The 18989-nt window shown below is 64.8% G+C and carries 15 protein-coding genes; 4 read left to right on the plus strand and 11 right to left on the minus strand.

The annotated features are described in order from the left end of the window. The 6 genes from FMM79_RS20975 to FMM79_RS21000 form a co-directional block, all read right to left on the minus strand. Positions 1 to 750 (minus strand): IS3 family transposase (locus FMM79_RS20975; protein ID WP_148629452.1); only part of this gene is annotated, 750 nt, incomplete at its 3' end. Positions 751 to 839: 89 nt separating this feature from the next. Then, positions 840 to 2219 carry a mannitol dehydrogenase family protein gene (locus tag FMM79_RS20980; protein WP_148629453.1) on the minus strand — a complete coding sequence of 460 codons (1380 nt, stop codon included), beginning with the start codon at positions 2217 to 2219 and terminating at the stop codon, positions 840 to 842. Next, positions 2216 to 3631, minus strand: coding sequence for a glucuronate isomerase (gene uxaC, locus FMM79_RS20985; RefSeq protein ID WP_205466785.1), 1416 nt, complete (start codon positions 3629 to 3631; stop codon positions 2216 to 2218). Before uxaC ends, FMM79_RS20980 begins: the two co-directional genes overlap by 4 nt. Beyond that, positions 3631 to 5256 carry a family 43 glycosylhydrolase gene (locus FMM79_RS20990; RefSeq protein WP_148629454.1) on the minus strand — a complete coding sequence of 542 codons (1626 nt, stop codon included), beginning with the start codon at positions 5254 to 5256 and terminating at the stop codon, positions 3631 to 3633. Before FMM79_RS20990 ends, uxaC begins: the two co-directional genes overlap by 1 nt. A gap of 27 nt (positions 5257 to 5283) precedes the next feature. Continuing rightward, complete coding sequence (locus FMM79_RS20995) at positions 5284 to 6288, minus strand: alpha/beta hydrolase (protein WP_148629455.1); 1005 nt, start codon at positions 6286 to 6288, stop codon at positions 5284 to 5286. 38 nt (positions 6289 to 6326) lie between these two features. Further along, a complete protein-coding gene (locus FMM79_RS21000; RefSeq protein ID WP_148629456.1) occupies positions 6327 to 9125 on the minus strand; it encodes a TonB-dependent receptor in 2799 nt (932 codons plus the stop codon). Positions 9126 to 9396: 271 nt separating this feature from the next. On the opposite strand from FMM79_RS21000, the gene FMM79_RS21005 reads away from it, so the two are divergent. Together FMM79_RS21005 and FMM79_RS21010 are read left to right on the plus strand one after the other, a co-directional pair. Next, on the plus strand, positions 9397 to 10701 hold the full coding sequence (locus tag FMM79_RS21005; RefSeq protein ID WP_240339350.1) for a polysaccharide lyase family 1 protein: 1305 nt from the start codon (positions 9397 to 9399) through the stop codon (positions 10699 to 10701). An 11-nt stretch (positions 10702 to 10712) separates the two neighbouring features. Then, positions 10713 to 11108: a cupin domain-containing protein gene (locus tag FMM79_RS21010; RefSeq protein WP_148629471.1), complete on the plus strand. Its 396-nt coding sequence runs from the start codon at positions 10713 to 10715 to the stop codon at positions 11106 to 11108. A 24-nt stretch (positions 11109 to 11132) separates the two neighbouring features. Here the strand turns inward: FMM79_RS21010 and FMM79_RS21015 are convergent, their stop codons facing one another. From FMM79_RS21015 to FMM79_RS21035, 5 genes are all read right to left on the minus strand, one after another. Then, positions 11133 to 12719 carry a carboxylesterase/lipase family protein gene (locus tag FMM79_RS21015; RefSeq protein WP_148629458.1) on the minus strand — a complete coding sequence of 529 codons (1587 nt, stop codon included), beginning with the start codon at positions 12717 to 12719 and terminating at the stop codon, positions 11133 to 11135. Next, positions 12682 to 13704, minus strand: a complete 1023-nt coding sequence (locus FMM79_RS21020) for a sugar kinase (protein WP_148629459.1) — start codon at positions 13702 to 13704, stop codon at positions 12682 to 12684. The genes FMM79_RS21015 and FMM79_RS21020 overlap by 38 nt, the downstream gene beginning before the upstream one ends. A gap of 7 nt (positions 13705 to 13711) precedes the next feature. Next, complete coding sequence (gene kduD, locus FMM79_RS21025) at positions 13712 to 14485, minus strand: 2-dehydro-3-deoxy-D-gluconate 5-dehydrogenase KduD (RefSeq protein WP_148629460.1); 774 nt, start codon at positions 14483 to 14485, stop codon at positions 13712 to 13714. Between the two features lie 127 nt (positions 14486 to 14612). Beyond that, a complete protein-coding gene (locus tag FMM79_RS21030) occupies positions 14613 to 15263 on the minus strand; it encodes an RpiB/LacA/LacB family sugar-phosphate isomerase (RefSeq protein WP_148629461.1) in 651 nt (216 codons plus the stop codon). A 138-nt stretch (positions 15264 to 15401) separates the two neighbouring features. Next, on the minus strand, positions 15402 to 16418 hold the full coding sequence (locus FMM79_RS21035) for a LacI family DNA-binding transcriptional regulator (RefSeq protein ID WP_148629462.1): 1017 nt from the start codon (positions 16416 to 16418) through the stop codon (positions 15402 to 15404). 115 nt (positions 16419 to 16533) lie between these two features. Between FMM79_RS21035 and FMM79_RS21040 the strand changes: the two genes are divergently transcribed. Both FMM79_RS21040 and FMM79_RS21045 read left to right on the plus strand, forming a co-directional pair. Further along, positions 16534 to 18039 (plus strand): UxaA family hydrolase, encoded by a 1506-nt coding sequence (locus FMM79_RS21040; RefSeq protein ID WP_148629463.1) that lies wholly within the window; start codon positions 16534 to 16536, stop codon positions 18037 to 18039. Between the two features lie 90 nt (positions 18040 to 18129). Further along, the gene (locus FMM79_RS21045) at positions 18130 to 18921 is read left to right on the plus strand and encodes a 2-keto-4-pentenoate hydratase (RefSeq protein ID WP_148629464.1); all 792 of its coding nucleotides are present in this window, start codon (positions 18130 to 18132) and stop codon (positions 18919 to 18921) included. The last annotated feature ends 68 nt before the right edge of the window (positions 18922 to 18989 follow it).

Genomic DNA, 18989 nt, shown 5'->3' on the forward strand with positions numbered 1-18989 from the left:
TTCCTCGAGCGCTTCCACGCAGAAGTCGGCGTCCAGCGTAATCGAAATCCGGTGGCTGAGGACCTTGCGGCTGAACCAGTCGACGATAGCGACAAGATAGACGAAGCCCCGGGCCATGGGAATGTAGCTGATATCTGTCGCCCAGACCTGATTGGGCCTCACCATCGGAAGCTTGCGCAGGAGATAGGGGTAGATCTTGTGCCCTGGCGCCGGCCTGGAAGTGCTGGGACGGCGATAGACGGCCTCGATCGCCATCTTCTTCATCAGGCTCGCGACATGGCAGCGGCCGATCGTGATGCCCTCCTGACGAAGAAAGTCGCGCATCATCCGGCTGCCTGCGAACGGAAACTCCAGATGCAGCGCGTCGATGCAACGCATGATCGCAAGATCTTCGGACGAAACCGGCCGGGGCAGATAATAGACACTGCCCCGGCTGATCCCCAGTTCCTTCGCCTGCCGCTTCACCGGCAAGGTGTCCGTTTGATCGATCATCGCTTTGCGCTCGGCAACAGTCCTGCCTTGCCGAGCGCGCCTTCCAAAAAAATCGTTGGCCAGCGTCAGTTCCCCGATCCTGGCATGCAGCGTCTTCACGTCGACAGCCGGTTCGTTTGAAACCTTCTTCGAGCCGAACACTCCGGCCGCCCCTTCGAGCAACTGCGTGGGCCACGTCGTGATCTGGTTGGGATGCAGATCATAGTCGTGCGCCAGCTGCGCCAACGTCTTCTCGCCCTTGATCGCGGCAAGCGCCACCTTCGCCTTGAATGCCGTCGGGCGGTGGTCACATCATCAAAGCCCCCCCAAAAAAGAGGCCTGACGGGAGACGCACCTTCTGGCCGTGATCAAATGCCGTGTAATCCACTAGAGAACTCTGGGATATCAACTTCCAAGGGCTTCCAGATACCGGACAGCAAGCCATTGCCTGTGAAAAGCAAGGTCGCGAGTTCCAAGTTTGAATTGCTCAGGGCCAATTTCGACAAAGTATCTGCCATTGGATCGTCTACGGGCCCGTTGGCTCCGCGCAGATGGAGAAACCAAGCTTCAAGCGCGGTAAGGAGACCGGGGCACTTACGTCCTGCAAGGCGTTGAGCTTCCAATGTTTCAAGCCAGCGCTGCGGGATCTTCTGGCTGCCGTCCATCGCGATCTGGACCAGCTTGTGGTTGAGTGCCGGATTCTCGAAGCGTGCGAGCAGTGCATCGGCATAGGCATCGAGGTCCTGCTCTGGCGCCGCCGCGACGGTGGGCGCGGCCTCGTCGCGCATGATGCCCTCGATCAGCGGACGGATTGCGGCATCGCCCATCGCCTCGTGCACGTAAGTGTGCCCGCGCTGGAGCCCGAGGTAGGCCAGCGCCGAGTGCGCGCCGTTGAGCATGCGCAACTTGGCGGTCTCGTATGGCGCGACGTTCGCTACCAGCTGCGCGCCGAACTTTTCCCATGCCGGGCGCCCGCGCGCGAAGCGGTCCTCGATGACCCACTGGCTGAAGGGTTCGGTCATCACCGTGCCTTCGTCCAGGCAGCCTAGCAGTTGTGCCACCTCGGAGCGGTCGGCGCTCGTCGTGGCAGGTACGATGCGATCGACCATGGTAGAGGGGCACGTGCATTCGGCCTCGAACCATTCGACCAGATCGGGCGCTTCGCGCGCGAGCCATTCGCGCATAAGCCGCGCCAGCTGGCGACCGTTGTCGGCAAGGTTGTCGCACGAGAGCAGGGTGAGCCCGCCGCATCCGGCCGCCTGCCGTTCGCGCAGGGCATTGCTCAGGATCGGATAAAAGCCGCGCGCCGCCGCGTCGAAGTCGAGCGAGCCGTCGGCCTTGCGGCAATAGCCCTTCTCGGTGACGGTGAACGAGATGATGCGCGTCTGCGGGTCGGTCAGGGCGATGGCAAGGCGCGCTCTGGCGACACCTGCGACCAGCACTTCATGTACCGAACCGATCACCCGCGCGCTGCGTCCTTGCGCCGAACACTCGACCAGCGTGTAGAGCCCGTCCTGCGGATTGAGCTGTGCGGCAACGCCCGGCGAGCGCAGTGAGACACCGAGGATCGACCAGTCGCGCTCGCCCGCGTTCATGGCGGCATCGGTGTACCAGGCTTGATGCGCGCGGTGGAAGGCGCCGATGCCGAAATGGACGATGCCGACCTGTTGTTGGTTGCGATCATAGGCGGGAGCCGCGATGGAGGTGGGCAGTGTCTTGAGCGCGGATGCGCCAAGTCGCTCACTCATAGTCGGTAGGCCTTCTTCACGAGGTTGTAGGCAAGGTCCTGCGCAACTTCGGCGGCCTCCCAGTCCTCCAGGCGATGCTCCATCACGAGTTCGGCGAGGAACCCGCAGTCTACACGCCGGGCAACGTCGTGGCGCGCGGGGATCGAGAGGAAGGCGCGGGTGTCGTCATTGAAGCCGACGGTGTTGTAGAAGCCGGCGGTTTCGGTGGTCATACGGCGAAAACGGCGCATGCCCTCGGGGCTGTCATGGAACCACCATGCCGGGCCCAGCTTGAGGCACGGGTAATGGCCAGCGAGCGGCGCGAGTTCGCGCGCGTAGGTGCTCTCGTCCAAGGTGAACAGGATGATCGAGAGATCGGCCTCGTTGCCGTACTTGTCGAGGAGGGGTTTCAGGTTCGCGACATATTCGGTGCGGCTCGGCACGTCGGCGCCCTTGTCGCGCCCGAAACGCTCGAAGACGCGAGCATTGTGGTTGCGAAACGCGCCCGGATGGATCTGCATGACCAGCCCGTCCTCGAGGCTCATGCCCGCCATCTCGGTCAGCATTTGCGCGCGGAACAGTTCGGCATCTTCGGGTGTGAAGGTGCCGCTCGTGACTTTTGCAAAGAGCGCCTCGGCCTCGGCGCGCGGCAGGTCGGCGGTGCGCGGGGTCGGGTGGCCGTGGTCGGTCGAGGTCGCGCCCATCTGCGCGAAGAAGCGGCGGCGCTGGCGGTGCGCGGCGAGGTAGCCCGACCAGTTCAGGCAATCCTCGCCGGTGATCTCGGTAAAGCGCGCGAGATTCTCGCGGAAACCCTCGAACTCGGGGTCGATTACCGGATCGGGCCGGTAGGCGGTGACGACCTTGCCTTGCCAGCCACCGGATTTTGCGTTCTCGGCCTTGAGCGCGGCGTGGTGCTCGAGGCTGTCGAGCGGGCTCTCGGTGGTGGCGATGACCTCGATGCCGTAGCGGTCGAAGAGTGCGCGCGGACAGAAAGCCTCGGTGGCGAGCTTCTCGGTGATAGTGTCGTAATAATGGTCGGCGGTATCTGCGCCAAGCTGCACGTCGATGCCGAAGGCCTCGGCAAAGACCCAGTCGAGCCACATGCGCGAGGGTGTCGCGCGGAACAGGTGGTAGTTGTGCGCAAGCAGCCGCCATGCCTCGCGCGGGTCGACCTGCGGGTTACGCACGCCGAGAGCCTCCATCGGCACCCCTTGCGAATAGAGCATGCGAAACACGTAGTGGTCGGGCACGAGCAGGAGCTGCGTCGCGTTGCCGAAGGGCGCATTGCCTGCAAACCAAGAGGGATCGGTGTGACCGTGCGGGCTGACGATAGGGAGCGGAGCGACGCTCTGGTAGAGTTCGCGCGCAAGCCTGCGAGTGGCGGGATCGGCAGGCAGAAGGCGGTCGGGATGCAGGTTGAGGGGGCGGGGCATCAGTCTTCCAGTGCTGTGAATTGGAAATCGCGGAAGCGGGCTTCTCCGCGTCCGGCCGCATAGAGCCCAGGGCGTAACATCAAGAACCCTCCGCGTACATTGTGATGGTAGCCCGAGACTTCCATGCCCCGGTCGAAGCGCTGCCAGGATTTCCCGCCGTCGCCAGAGGTATGGATGGCGACGATGTGAGCCCGATTGGTCACGCGCATCTTCATGCGGCGCCCGTGTGGATTGACGGGGCGCGCGCGTTCGATCCCGTACTGGTGCGTGACGAAGTGATCCGCGTCGAAGCCTAGCCCTGCGTAGAGCTTGTCGTCGTAGAACAGGACCAGCCCTGCGGTGCATCCCGGGTCTATCTCGATGTCGCACTCGAAGCGGTAGCTGGTGTCGCCCGCGATGAGCAGCAGCGGCGAGCCGCTCGACGGCGCCGCGCCCTTGGCGGCGAGATGCAGCATGCCGTCACCGCTCGTGCAGCGCTGCGCCTCGTCGGGCGAAGGGCGGAAGAACGACCAGCGCGAGCCGAGCGCAAGCGGTGCGGAGAAGTCGTCCGAGAGGGCCATGCCGTGGGGCAGTGCCTCACCGCCCTTGGGCTTGGTCAGAGGTGCGGCGAGGTCGCCGCCGGTCATGCGAAACCAGCCATCCTCACTCCACGCGACGTGGTCGAGCAGGCACTGGCGCCCGAGCGTCCAGAAGCCCGCCTCGTAGCCGTGGTAGAGCGTGTACCAGCGCGCATCAGGCCCCTCGACCAGCGAGGCATGGCCGCGCGACCACCAGGCCTCGTCGAGGCTTTCGGTACGCACCAGCGGGTTGTCGGGATGATGCTCCCAGGGGCCGTGGATCGAGGGCGCACGCGCGGCGATGACCATGTGCCCGGTCGGCGGCCCGGCGGTCCCGCCGACCGCGGTGAGCATGTAGAACCAGTCGCCATGGCGGTGGATCTTGGGGCCTTCGGGCGAGAACCCCTCGACATCCCAGTCATCGGGATAGCGCCAGGGATCGTAGACGTGCTCGACCTCGTCCGCGAGCGAGAGGCCGTCATCGGAGAGCCGTACCCTGTCCCCGCCCGAAAGGAACAGCCAGCGCGAGCCGTCCTCGCCGACGGCGTGGCACGGATCGATGTGATCATGCAGGCCAAGCGCGACCGGATCGCTCCAAGGCCCGTCGATGTGATCGGACCAGATCACGTAGATGTCGTTGGGCTCGGCCTTGACCGGGATGTAGAGGAAGTAGCGTCCCGCGTGCTTCTCCAGGCTGACCGCCCAGACCGAACCGATGTTGCGGTGAAGGGCAGGCTTGCGCGGATGCCAGTTCACGAGGTCGCGGCTGTGCCAGATGGTGAGGCCGGGATAGGAATCGAAACTCGAGAAGGTGAGGTAGTAGTCGTTGCCATCCTTCAGGATCGCCGGGTCCGGGCGGTCGCCCGAGAGCACCGGATTGAGGAAGGTCCCGTTGCCGAGGTCCGCCTTGCGCTGGTTGTCGAGCCCGCGGGCCCATTTGCGCGGGGTCGCCGGGGCGGGCGGGAGGAGAGAGGCTTCGCCCGCCCCGGCAGCGGCAGCCGGACCAACCGGCACCGCCAGTCCCATCGCGCCAAGGGCCGTCGCCTTGAGCGCATCACGTCTGTGCATTCCCGTGATCGTGTCCTTCATCGTCCGTCAGCCCAGTCCCACCGTTCGCGCCCAGGCGCGCCACAGGTCGGGCCAGACCTCGACCGGCTTGCCGATTGCCTTGCGCAGGCCGAAGCCGTGGCCGCCCTGCGCGAAGAGGTGCGTCTCGACCGGGATACCGCGCGCTTTGAGCGCGGCGCGCAGGCGCAGGGTGTTTTCGCAGGGCACGACGTCATCGTCTTCGGCGTGAAGCAGGAAATGCGGCGGCGCGTCGGCGGGCTCGTTGCGGTCGGGCGAATGCGCCGCTTCGAGCGCGGGGGTAGGCGCGGGGCCGAGCAGCAGGTCGCGCGAACCGGCATGCGCGATCGCGGGGTCCATCGAGATCACGGGGTAGACGGGCGCGGCGCAGATGGGCTTTGCCGAAAGCGTGTCGGCCGCGTCGACAGGCGCATAAACGCGCGCGGCGAAGCGCGCCGCGAGATCGGCGCAGACGTGGCCACCTGCGGAGAAGCCCATGACCGCGACGCGCTCGGGATCGATGGCGAACGCGGATGCGCGGCGGCGCACGAGGCGCATCGCGCGCTGCGCATCGGCGAGCGCGACATCGGAGCGGTTGGCCCAACCCTCGCCGGGCAGGCGGTAGAACAGGACGAAAGCGGTAAATCCGCGCGCGGTGAGCCAGCGCGCCATCTCGTAGCCCTCCTTGTCGACCACGACATGCTTGTAGCCGCCGCCGGGCGTCAGCAGGACAGCCGCACCGTTGGGGCGGTCGGGCCGGAACACCGCCATGCGCGGGCGGGTGATACCAAGCACCGCTCGGTCGGTGACCAGCTCGTCGCTGGAGCGCTCGGTCACCGTTTCCTGTGGCGCCCGCGCGGGCATGTCGGGCGCGCCGGCAGGCCACAGGTCGATCGTCTCGCCCGGCTGCGGCAGGCCGGGCGCTTGCGGGCTGTCGGCTTGCGGCGGGGGCGTCTGAGCGTAAGTCCGTGTTGCCGAAAGAGCGAGCCCCGAGACGAGAGAGCCCGCCATGAACGACCGGCGGTTGATGGTCATGGTTTTCTCCTGCGTTCCGGGGCCCGGGTCACCGTCGATCAGTAGCTGAAGCGCGCACCGAACAGGAAGGTGCGGCCATAGTGGTTGTTCTCGTAGTTGCGGTTGGCCGCAAGATCAGTGAAGCGATAGCGGTAGTTGTCCGTCAGGTTCGTCCCTTCGAGCGAAAGCTCAAGGTAGTCGGTGAACTTGTAGCGGAGTGAGGCATCGACATTGAGCGAGCTGCCGTAGCCCTCGAACACATTGTTGTTGCCGCTGGTGCTGTCGTTGTAGCCGCTGCGGTAGGCGATAGAGCCGCGTACCGAGAACTTGCCGTCGTCGTAATAGGCTGTGCCGTTCCACGAACGCTTGGCGAGGCCGAGCAGGGGCTGGACGTAATCACCCGCAGGCTGGGCGGCCAGTCTGTTGGTGACCGGATCGTAGGCGAGGGCGCCTGCGACCGTATAGTCCACGTCACTCTTCACTAGCGTCAGGTTGGCGAGGACGCCGAAGTTGCGTGCGAAGCCGTCGGTGAAGGCCGAGAAGGGAAGCTGCAACGAGAGTTCGATGCCCTTGAGGTTCGCGCCCGGGCCATTGCCCGTAGTGCGGAACTCGAACTCGCGGTTCGGGTCCTGTCCCAGCACGATGGCGTTGTAGGCGGGCGTGCCTTCGGTCAGCAGCGAGGTTGGCAGCCCGCTGTCGGCCCAGGTGCCCTGCAGCGAGGTCGAGATCGGGAAGCTGACGATGTCCTTGGCAAAGACCGCGACCGAGGCGAGCGCACCGGGCGCAAAATACCATTCCACGGCGGCGTCGTAAGTCGTCGCGCGGTATGGGTCGATGAAGGGATTACCCGAGGAAACGCGGAAGTTGAACTGGTCGACCGAGCCGCCCGGGGTCAGGCTGCCAAGCGAGGGGCGAGTGATGACCTTGGCGATCGCACCGCGCACGATGACATTGTCGGTCGGAAAGAAGTTCACGTTGAACGAGGGCAGGAAATCATCGTAGTCGCGCTTCACGGTGACGTAGGTTCCATCGGTGAAGCCCGAGGACGACTGCTTTGTCTTGGCGTAACGCACGCCAGCGTTGCCGTTCATGCGCATGCCGAAGATCTCGGTTTCGAACTGGGCCATGAACCAGCCACCCATCGTCTTCTCGGTGACGTCGCGCTGCTCACCCTGCTGCAGCACCGCTTCGCGCGAATAGAGGTCGACAAAGTCGGTGCCCGTGCCGAGGTCCGGCACGACCCAGGCATTGGTGTTGCCCGAAGGCTGCCCGGCATCGCCCAACTCGAAGATCTCGGACAGGTCGGCGGTGACGGGCGCACCGTAGGTGCCCGGGGCGCAGGTAAAAGCCGAGCAATAATTCGCGTCGCGCCGATAGCCTTCGGTGGCGAAGTCGAATTGCCGGTAGAAGCCGCCCACCATCATCGTAAAGTCATTCGAGACTTCCCAGTCGAGGTCGCCTGAGAAGGTCTTGAACTTGTTGGTGAGATAGGAGGGACGATCGCGGAATTCGGCGAACTGGAACGCGGTTGGGTCGGTGATCTCGTCGCCGAAGGTGAGCCGCGGTGATTTCATGTCGGTATAGTCGTAGCTGTAGCCGGTCGCGTCGCGGTTGTCGTAGGCGAGCGTGGTCTCGACCGGGATGTCTGCCTGCGACTTGGAAGTGCCGGCGAGCAGGTTGACTTTGAGCGTCTCACCCAGGCGCTGCTCGAGCTTGGCCGAGATCTGGTAGAACTCGGTCTCGCTCTCGCGGTGGTAGCGTTCGGTGCGAACGTAGACATTGTCGAGATCGGCCGAGATCAGGTTGTTATTGCCATCGATCACGTAGTTCGAAACGTCGATGTTGCGCTCGTTGCTGCGCAGGAGCACCTCGCCCCAGTACTCGTCGCGGTTTTCCTTGAAGCGGGAGTAGAGGCCGTCGACCGAGAGCTTGGTGTCTTCGGTAGGCTCCCACTGGATCGAGCCGGTTGCGCCGAGTCGTTCGCGGTCGTGGTTTACGAGGCCGTAGCGCGGGATACGTGGATGAAAAGCCTCGGCCACCTCGATACAGGCGGCCGAGGGGATGGTGACGAAGTTCGACTCGCTCATGCAGGTCTCGCCATTGACCGAGCGGAACGGTGCCTGTGCCCAGCGCACCGAGTTGTTACCCAGTTCCTTAGTTGTATAATCCGACCAGGCCACCGAGGCTGAAACGCCGAAGGTATGGTCCTCGTTGACCCAGGCGAGAAGCCCAGCCAGCCGCGGATCGACATCCTTTGTGAGGTCGTTGTAGCGACCCTGCGCCGAGGCAACGGCGGTGATGCCAGTCTTGCCGCCGAGCGGTGCGCCCGTGTTGAGATCGACCACTGCACCGAGCGAGCCTTCGTCGAGCGCGGCCTCGGCGGTCTTGTGCACCACAATCGAGTTGAACAGTTCGGAGGCAAAGACGTTGAAGTCGAAGGCGCGGTCACGGTTGGCAGAAGCGCCGTCGGTCGAAGTCGCGATCGTTTCCATGCCGTTGAGGCGCACACGGGTGAATTGAGCACCGAGCCCGCGCACGGTAATTGCGCGGCCTTCGCCGGCGTCGCGTTGGATCGAGATCCCCGGGATTCGCTGAAGCGATTCCGCCAGGTTCTGGTCAGGGAATTTGGCAATGTCTTCAGCAACGATTGCATCGACTGCGCCGATTGACTCGCGCTTCACATTGATCGCGGCGTCAAGGGACTGGCGATAGCCTGTAACGATGATTGCCTCAGTGTTGATTGTCTCGGTTGGATCGCCCATACCGTCCTGCGCCAGTGCGAGTTGCGGGAACCCGAGCGCGCAAGTCGCCATCAGGCCGCACTTGATAAGTGAAATTCTCTTTACATGCGTGCGCATGGCCTCATCCCCTCACTTGGCCGATTGGCCTTATGCTACCGGTGTCAAAGGGAGGCAACTTGCGCCTGCCCTATCAGCTCATCATCTCCCGGCGCCTTACGGCGCGTCTTTACGGCAAACCGTATCTGCCGTCCCGGCTTTCCGTTCTGGGCTCTTGCCCTCTTTGGTAACCGGTGTCATTGTTATGGTCACAGGCTACCCTTCCTGTCAAGAAGCAGAGCATAATGGGAGATAGGAATTGAATTTTCGCAAGCTTGCAGGCCGTCTCGCGCTGATTGCCGGCACCGGTTTCGTTCTTGGCGGCCATGCCTTCGCTGCTCCCGGCGACCCGACCCGCGGCGGCGAGGGGGGGCGAGTCGTTCGCGTCACAACGCTCGCCAAAGATGGTCCCGGTTCGCTCGCCGCGGCGCTCGCCACCAAGGGCAAGCGCGTGATCGTGTTCGAGGTCGGCGGGGTGATCGATCTCGAACGCTCGGTAATCGAAATGACTGAACCTTATGCCACTATCGCGGGGCAGACAGCGCCTTCGCCCGGCATCACCATCGTGCGCGGGGGCATCGATCTTAAGAGTCACGACGTCATCCTCAGCCATTTGCGGATCATGACCGGGGTCGACGGTCAGCCCAAGCTCTCGGGCTGGGAGGCGGATGCCTTTTCCACCGTCGCGGCGTACAACGTAGTGGTCGAGCACTGCAGTTTCTTCTGGGCGGTCGACGAGAACATGTCCGCCTCCGGCCCGCGCTTCACCGGCAACAGCGTCGAGGAATGGCGCAAGGGAACGAGCCACGATATCGTCTTTCGCGAGAACATCGCCGCTGAGGGGCTTGCCTCGGCGAGCCATCCCAAGGGCGAGCATTCCAAGGGCACGCTGGTCCACGACAACGCCACGAACATCACCTTCTACCGCAACCTGTGGGCACACAACATGGAGCGCTCACCCCTGGTCAAGGGGGGCGCGCAGGTGCTGATGATCAATAACATGATCTACGATCCCGGCCACCGTGCAGTGCACTACAACCTCATGAATCTTGAGTGGGCGGGCCACGACTACGTGACCGGCGAAATCACGGCGGTCGGCAATCTCATGCGTGCGGGTAACTCGACCGCGCAGGGGCTGCCGTTTCTCACGCTCGGCGGCGATGGCGACCTTGCCTTCTACGGCAAGGACAACAAGGCGGTCGACCGCTGGGGCAATCCTGCGGCGATGTTCGGGCGCTACGGCGTCACCAGTGCCAGGCTGATCGAGAAGGATCGGCCGATGGCAAGCCTCGATGGCTTCGACATTCTGCCCGCGGACCGGCTCGAGACGAGCCTGCTCTCGAGCGTCGGTGCACGCCCCTGGGACCGTGCGCCCGATGATATCCGCGTGCTCTTCTTCGTTGCCGAGGGGCGCGGCGAGATCCTCGACGACGAGATAATCGTCGGCGGCTATCCGCATCCGGGCGAGACACGCGCGCCCTTCGTCGAGAAGGACTGGGACATGAAGACGATGACGCCCGTCTCGGGCGTCTATCCTGGACAGAAGGCAGGAGCGCAGGAAAAGCTGACCGCGCGCGACAAGGCGATGCGCCAGTGAGCACAGGCGCCATCGCCGCCGTGCTGCTGTTGGCCGCCGCTCCGGCAATGGTGGTGATCGACGAGGCCGATACCGTGCGCGAGGAGCCTCCTCCGCACGGGGCCATCGGTATGAGCACCGCCTACCGCATCTCCGATGCCGCGCCCGCGCCGCGCACGATGGAGTTTCGTCGCCGAATCCTTCACAAGAATGCGGCAATCGGCGACCATCCCATCTCTCACGACGAGGTCTACTATGTCCTGTCGGGCGAAGCCGAGGTCAGCTCGGACGGGAAGACGGCGCGGCTTCGCGCAGGTATGACCGCCTATCTCTACACCGGCGCGGTGGTCGGCATCCGCCAGCTCGGCGAGGCGCCGCTCTCGCTGATCATTGCCTACCCCAATCCGCCGGCGAGCCCGGCGCCGTGAGCCTGGAGTCCTGCCCCCTGGCAGTCAGCTTCCAGGCTGGACATAGGGGGCGGTTGCCCAGAGCTCGCGCTGCCAGCGGCGCGGATCGTTCTCGAGCCTTGTCGTCTCGTCGAAGATCATGGTCGCGCGCTCGGGCAGGGCATAGGCAGTCCAGTCGGATAGGCCGGGCCTGCCGGTCTTTGCAAAGCCGGTGAAGGCGCGCATCATCGCAGAGCTTAGCGCGCGGGCTGCGGGCCCGGTCCCTGAATAGCTACCGGGGGCATTGAGCGTGCCGAAGACATAGGGAATGTCGTCCGTATGCGCCGCGCCCCTTAGTGGATCTACGGGGGAGGCACGATCAAACTGGTAGACCCACGTCGCCCCGGCCCCGGCCTTTGCTCGTTCGTCCGCCTCTATCACCTGCCCTGGCCAGGACCGTCCCGCGGTCGTCGCGGCATAGTAGATCTGCTCGGGCGACCAGTCGGGAAAATGGGTGCGGTACTGGCCGGCGACCCATACCGGGTCGAGATCGATCTTGATCTCGCGGCCGAGCCGCTCGCCGAGGTTATTCCAGTCGAGCCCTTGTAGCCTCGGCCCGCGCGGATCGAGGAAGGCACGCGTCTCTTCGCGGGTATTGCCAAGGATCATGGGAATGGCGCGTGATTGCGGCGCGGCATCGGGCCAGAAGGGATGGCGCGGCAGGTTGGTCATGTCGAGCACCGGGCCGAAGTAGACAGGGCCGCTGCCCATCACCGGGTCTCTCGCATCGAGACCCTCGACCAATTTCTCGACTGGCAGGGTCCGCAAGCCCTCTATGTCGCCGGGCGCGAGGCCGAGCTTGGCCATGAAGGCCTGCGTGCGCGCCCAGGCATGGGCCGGGCCGCTCGCCTGTACCTGCTGGCCGCTCATCGTCGCGGCACTGTGGAACAGGCCTTTCGCCGCAGGCATCGCCATCAGCGTCGCGATCTTGGCGCCTCCGCCCGACTGGCCGAAGACCATGACCCGCGCAGGGTCGCCGCCGAACTGCGCGATGTTTTCGCGCACCCATTGCAGGGCCAACACCAGATCGAGCTGGCCGAGGTTGCCGCTGTCGGCATAGTGTGCGCCGAAGGGTTTGAGCCAAGCATAGCCCAGCGCATTGAGGCGGTGGTTGACGGTAACAACGACGACGTCGCCCTGCGCGGCCAGCCTGCCGCCGTGCGTCAATGGATCGGTGACCGAGCCGGTGGTATAGGCCCCGCCGTGGAAATAGACCATGACCGCACGGCGCGCGCGCGCGTCCGCCTCGGGTGTCCAGACGTTGAGGAAGAGGCAGTCCTCGCTCTGGGGGTGATCGGAAAGGGCACGCTGCGGGCAGAGCGGCGCGAAGCTCTCGGCGCGCAGCAGCGGGCCTTGCACGGGTTCGGGGATGGCGCGGGCAAAGCGCGCGGCGCGCGCGTAGCGGATACCCTTGAAGGCAAGCACGCCCTCTTCGCCGACACCTTGATAGCGTGCCGCGCGAGGAGCCTTGTTTGCGCGCGCCGATGACGGAGACGGCACGAGGCCCACAGCGACAATCGCGCCGCCCGAGGCAAGCAGGCGGCGGCGTGACAGGTCAGCGCCTGACGTCGCCTCCACTGGCGGAAAAGGCATCGAGTTCTCCCGGTCCGATGAGGCACATGTCTCCGGCCTGCGAGTGCTTGAGCACGGTATAGGACAGTCCGGCCTGCGCCATTTTGATGACGTTGGCGTCCTCGGCCCCGGCTTCGAGCCAGCGGTGCAGTACGCCCGCGGCAAAGGCATCACCGGTGCCGATGCGATCGATGATGCCGGTCACGTCGACCTCGCCGGTCTGGTGCGCAGTGCTGCGTGTGTCGATGCGTGCGGCGATGCGGTGGTGGTCCGAGTTGACGACATGGCGTGCGGTCGAGGCAATCATCTCGAGCTTCGGAAAGGCCGCGAACATAGCCTCGGCGGCCTCGCGGCGGCGGTCGGCGCCGTCGCCCGAGAAAGTTCGGCCGAGCAGTAGCGAGATATCGCGATGATTGCCGATCATCACCGTGGCAGCGGCGAAGAGTTCGCTGAGGATCGCACGCGGGTCGCTGTCCCAGGCATCCCAGAGCATCGCCCGATAATTGCCGTCGAAGCAGATCGGTACGCTTGCCTCTTGTGCTGCGCGAACCGCCGCGCGGGCGAGGCCGACACCGTCCGGACCAAGGGCCGGTGTGATGCCCGAAAGATGCAGCAGGCGAGCGCCTGCAAGCGCTCCCGAAAGATCAAAGTCGCGTGCTGACGAGGACGCAAAGACGCTTCCCGCGCGGTCGTAGGTGATCGTGGATGGGCGCAGGCCCGCACCTGTCTCGAGAAAGTAGAGCCCCATGCGTCCGGTGCCCCGCGTCACGCCCGCAACATCAACGCCGGCACTGCCGAGTGCGGCGCGGGCCTTGTCGCCGAGCGGACCTTCAGGCACGCGGCTGACCATCCTGACCGTATGGCCAAGCGAGGCGAGCCCTGCCGCAACGTTCGCTTCGGCGCCGCCCACGACCATCTCGAGCGCGTCGCACTGGACGGTCATGCGCCCGGACGGGGTCGCTAGGCGCAGCAGCAGCTCGCCGAAACAGGTGACGTGTCCGCTCATGACGCGCTCAGCGGGCGAGCCAGCCGCCGTCGACGGCGAGGATGTGACCCTGGACGTAGTCCGCTGCCCTGCTGGCAAGGAAGACCGCGGCTCCGCCAATGTCGGCCGGATCGCCCCAGCGCGCCTCGGGAATGCGCTCGAGGATCTGGCGGTTGCGCGTCTCGTCACCCTGCAGGGCGGCGGTGTTGTTGGTCGCGATGTAGCCCGGCGCGATGGCGTTGACGTTGATCCCGCGCGGCGCCCATTCGTTGGCGAGCAGCTTGGTGAGACCGCCGACTCCGCTCTTGCTCGCGGTATAGCTGGGCACGCGGATGCCGCCCTGGAAGGTGAGCATCGACGCGATGTTGATGATCTTGCCGCGCGGACCCGACTGGTTCGACCAGGCGACCATGTGACGGGCTGCAGCCTGACTGAGGAAGAACAGGCTCTTGAGATTGGTGTCCATCACCGCATCCCAGTCCTCCTCGCTGAAGTCGAGCGCATCGGCGCGACGGATGATCCCGGCATTGTTGACGAGGATGTCGAGCCGCCCAAGCTTGCCGACGATCGCATCGACGACCTCGGAGACGGGTTCGATCGAGGACAGGTCGGCGGAGACAAGCTCGCAGCGGCGGCCCAGTGCGCGCACCATCCCGGCGGTCTCGGTGGCTTCACTGCGGCCCACCGCGGCGATGTCTGCCCCGGCCTCGGCAAGTGCGAGCGCGATGCCCTGGCCAATGCCGGTATTGGCGCCGGTGACCACCGCCACGCGACCCGACAGATCGAAAACGTTGTTGCTCATTGGGCGTGCCTCTCCATCCCCAGTTTCATTCTTGTTGCGCAGCCTTTCCCGGCCACGGGCATGGCGCTGTGGTTCGATCCGTGCGCGTGCCCGTGGCTAATGCTTCCTGCCCCTTACGGACCGAGGATCAGGCGGGCGCGTCAGCGTTCAGGCTCTTGAGATAGTCGCTGATCGCATCGTCCTTCGAGGCGGTGTAGAAGTATTCGGCGAAGTGCTCGCCCGAGATCGCGGTGCGCAGCAGGTCCTGATCGACGTTCTTGAGCACGCTCACCATGTCGTGGCAGGTCGCCGCCTTGAGATTGGCGAGGATGCCGCGGTTCTTCTTCATCACCGCCGCGCGCTCCTTGGGATAGCCAAGGCCGCTCTCGCCTTCGAACAGCTTCCGAAAACAGTCCTGCAGGTTAAGTTCCGCAGCCCAGCCGAAGCCCTTGGCATAGGGAAGGGCTACGGCATTGCCGTCGTTGATCTGGGCGAAGAGGAAGGCATCGGTTGGATCGATGATCAGCCCGCAGAACACGCCCGGCATCGCGTTGCACGCGAGCATCGAGCCGGTGCCCGTGCCGCAGCCGGTCACGACGAAGTCGGCGGCGCCCGAATTGAGCAGGATGCCCGCGAGCAGGCCGTTCATCGGGTAGGTGAGGTGCGCCGCGTCCTCGGGCGTGTACATGCCGTAGTTCACGACCTCGTGGCCGAGCGGCTCGGCGACCGAGGTCAGCGCCTCGTAGACAATGCCGTTCTTGGCGGCCTGGCTGTTCTCGATGATAAGGGCAATCTTCATGGCATCCTCTCTCTGATTTCGTGGTCTTCGGAAAGCCGCGCCGTCGCGCTGGTCGCGATTTATGGAAACCGGTGTCATAGGCACTGTAGTCGCAAGTGCCAGTGCATTTCAACCCATCGTTGACGGGGCGTGCGCGGTTCAGGCGGAAGGGGCGTCCGCCGAGGAGCGCCGGATCAGGTCCGAGAGGAAGATCGAGGGCTGCGAGGCGGCGTCGAGCGGGTCGATCAGCTTGTGCGCGGCGGCGCGCGCCATGGCCTTGATCGGCCATTGCACGGTGGTGAGCGGCGGCCAGATATGGGCCGCAGTCGCGGTGTTGTCGAAGCCGATGATCGAGATCTGCCCGGGGACCTTGAGCCCCTTGTCGAGCGCGCGATGGAGAAATCCGGCGGCCATCTCGTCGTTGCTGCTGAAGATGGCGGTGGGCGGCGGATCGACCGCGAACAGCCGCTCGCCAGCGGCAAGTCCCGATTCGAAGCGGTAGGTGCCGCGCTCCATGAGCGCGGGGTCGATCGCGAGCCCTGCGCGGGCCATCCCGTCGGCAAAGCCCAGTTCGCGCTCGCGTGCCGAGCGGAAGCCTTGTGGGCCGGCGATGAAACCGATCCGACAATGGCCGAGTTCGGAAAGCCAGAACACCGCATCGGCGACCGCCTGCCGGTCGTTGGAAGCGACGAGGTGCTCGCTCTTGTCGAGCGCGGCCGAGCCCATGCGCACGACCGTACAGCCCAGCTTGCGGCACATGTCCGCGAGCTCGTCGTTCTCGGAGATCGGTGGCAGCAGCATCACGCCGAACAGGCGCTGCTGCTCGATGAAATGGCGGATGTCGTCAAGCAACTGGGGGGAATGGCGGTCGACCGGGCGCACGACAAGGGCAAACTCGGTGTCGCGGATCGTCTCGAGGATGCCTTCCTGCACGCCCAGGACCATCTGCGCATTGGGGTTGTCGTGGATCAGCCCGATCAGGAAGTTACGGCGCAGTGCCAGTGCGCGTGCCTGGGGATTGGGCACGTAGCCGATCTCAGCGATGACCGCCTCGACCTTCGAGCGGGTGGCCCCGTTGAGCAGCGGCGATTTGTTGATCACGCGGCTGACAGTCTTCTTGGAAACGCCGGCCAGACGGGCGACATCGTTGATCGTGGGTTTCGCGTCCTTAGCCATGCACCCGTGCCCGTCCGTTCTTCCATTCGTTGTCATCAGCCCTTGCCTTAGGCTTTCGTTAAAGGCAATATGACACCGGTTACCAAATGTAAAACTTCTTGCTACCGGGTTCAGAATGGCTGCAGAAATTCCCCGTTCGCTCAAGGTGCATCCCACCGACAATGTCGGTGTGGCCCTGAGTTCGCTCGAGACGGGCGCCTCGGTCGAGGGCGTTCGTTTGCCCGAGCCTGTCGAGCAGGGGCACAAGTTCGCTCTGCGTGACATTGCCAAGGGCAGTCTCGTCATGAAGTATGGCCTGCCAATAGGTCGCGCGCGCACGGCCATCCCGGCCGGTGCGCACGTGCACACCCACAATCTCGCCACCGCGCTCGTCGGCGAGCTAGCCTATCGCGCCGCTGATACCCCGATGGCTGTATCTACCACGCAGATCGGGGGCGACCAGCCCAAGTGGCGCGGATACCTGCGTGACGATGGACGCGCCGCGACACGCAACGAGATTTGGATCCTGCCCAGCGTCGGTTGCGTCGCGCTCACCGCCGAGCAGATCGCACGGGAGGCTACGATACGACATGCCGACCTGATCGCCGCTGGGCGGATCGACGGCATCCATGCCTTTGGCCATCCCCACGGCTGTTCGCAGCTCGGCGACGATCTTGAAGGAACCCGAGCAGTCCTTGCAGGGCTGGCCTGCAATCCCAATGCTGCGGGCGTGCTCCTACTTGGTCTCGGCTGCGAATCGAACCAGCTCGATGCGCTCGCGCAGGAAGTGCCTCCATCGGCGCGCTGGAAGCTGCGCATTCTCTCCAGCCAGAGCGCGGGCGACGAGATCGCCGCGGCAGGGGCGCTCATCGACCAGCTCGTGACCGAGGCGAGCAAGGCGCGCCGTGAGGCGCTGCCGCTTTCGGCGCTGTGCGTCGGATTGAAGTGCGGCGGCTCCGACGGCTTTTCGGGCCTGACGGCAAATCCCTTGCTCGGGCGCTTCTGCGATACGCTGACCGGGGCGGGGGGGCGTGCGATACTGACCGAAATTCCCGAGATCTTCGGGGCCGAGGAGTCGCTGCTCGAACGCAGCGCCTCGCGCGATGTATTCGATCGGGCAGCGGCGCTGGTCAACGGCTTCAAGCGCTACTACCTTGACCAGGGGCTACCGGTTTCGGAGAACCCTTCACCCGGCAACATCGCGGGGGGCATCACCACGCTCGAAGAGAAGTCGCTGGGCGCGGTCCAGAAGGCCGGCCGCGCGCCGCTCTGCGATGTTCTGGATTATGGTAAGCAAGCGGTCGCGGCGGGATTGAGCCTGCTCGAATCGCCCGGCAACGATGCCGTATCGTCGACCGCGCTGGCAGCTTCGGGCGCTATTCTCGTACTTTTTACCACCGGCAGGGGCACGCCGCTCGGCTTCGCGGTGCCGTGCCTCAAGGTTGCTTCAAACGAGGCGCTGGCGCAGGCCAAGCCGCATTGGATCGACTTCGACGCTTCGCTTGCGCTGCGCGAGGGGAGCGAGAGCGCCGATGGCGCCTTCCTTGCCCGAATCCTGGCCTTTGCAAGCGGCGAACGCACCGCAGCCGAGCGGGCAGGGCAGCGCGCCATCGCCATTTGGAAGCGCGGCGTAACTCTTTGAAGAAGCACGTACGTTGCAATTGCATTTGCTTATGACACCGGTTTCCTATAGCGCTTTGGCTCAAGGATAGAATTCGTGGGGTTGAGGAAAATGTCCAAGCAAGAAGCGCGCAATGTCGCGCAGGCCTTCGTCACGGCACGCAAGGTGGCCAAGGGGCTCGATGCCTATCCTGGCACCCGCCCCGAAGACATGGACTCGGGTTATGCGATCCAAGACATCGCACTCGTCCTCGATGGGCGTGAGGTCGCTGGCTGGAAGGTCGGAAAGATCAATCCGCCTGACGATGCAAGGCTCGGCACCAATCGTCTCGCCGGGCCGATCTTTGCCGATACGGTACATCCCGTCGGTGCCGACGAGGAATTGGCAATGCCGGTTTTCGCTGAGGGTTTCGGCGCCGCCGAAGCTGAGTTCCTGCTCCATGTTGCGCCCGGTTGGGACGGCGTCGTACCAACCGACAACGCGGCCGTTCCTGCGCTGCTCGACCGAGTCCATCTCGGCATCGAAATCGCGAGTTCGCCCTATCCCGGGATCAATGCCGATGGGCCGCCGGTAACGGTTTCGGACTTCGGCAACAACCATGGCCTGCTGATCGGGCCGGCGTTGTCGGACTGGCAGGCAGAGGGCTTCGATGCCATCGAGGTACGGCTTGAGATCAATGGCGAGACCGTGGGCATCAACACCACCGCCAACATGCTCGATGGACCGCTGGGTGCCGTACGTTTCCTGCTTGGGAACCTCAGCGAACGCGGAATCGACTGCAGCGCGGGGGCTTGGGTCTCGACCGGGGCGGTAACCGGTGTCCATCCGGTCGCGCCGGGCGATCGGGTCCGCGCCGAGTTCGCCGGATGCGGAGAGCTGAAATGCAGGATCGTCGCTGCCTGACGGGCGCGGCGCACGGATCTAGACGGCAGGCCAACGGGCCGCCGTGAAGGGAGCAGGAATGATGCAGA

Origin of the sequence: Novosphingobium sp. BW1, assembly GCF_008107685.1 — a bacterium.
Lineage (GTDB): Bacteria > Pseudomonadota > Alphaproteobacteria > Sphingomonadales > Sphingomonadaceae > Novosphingobium.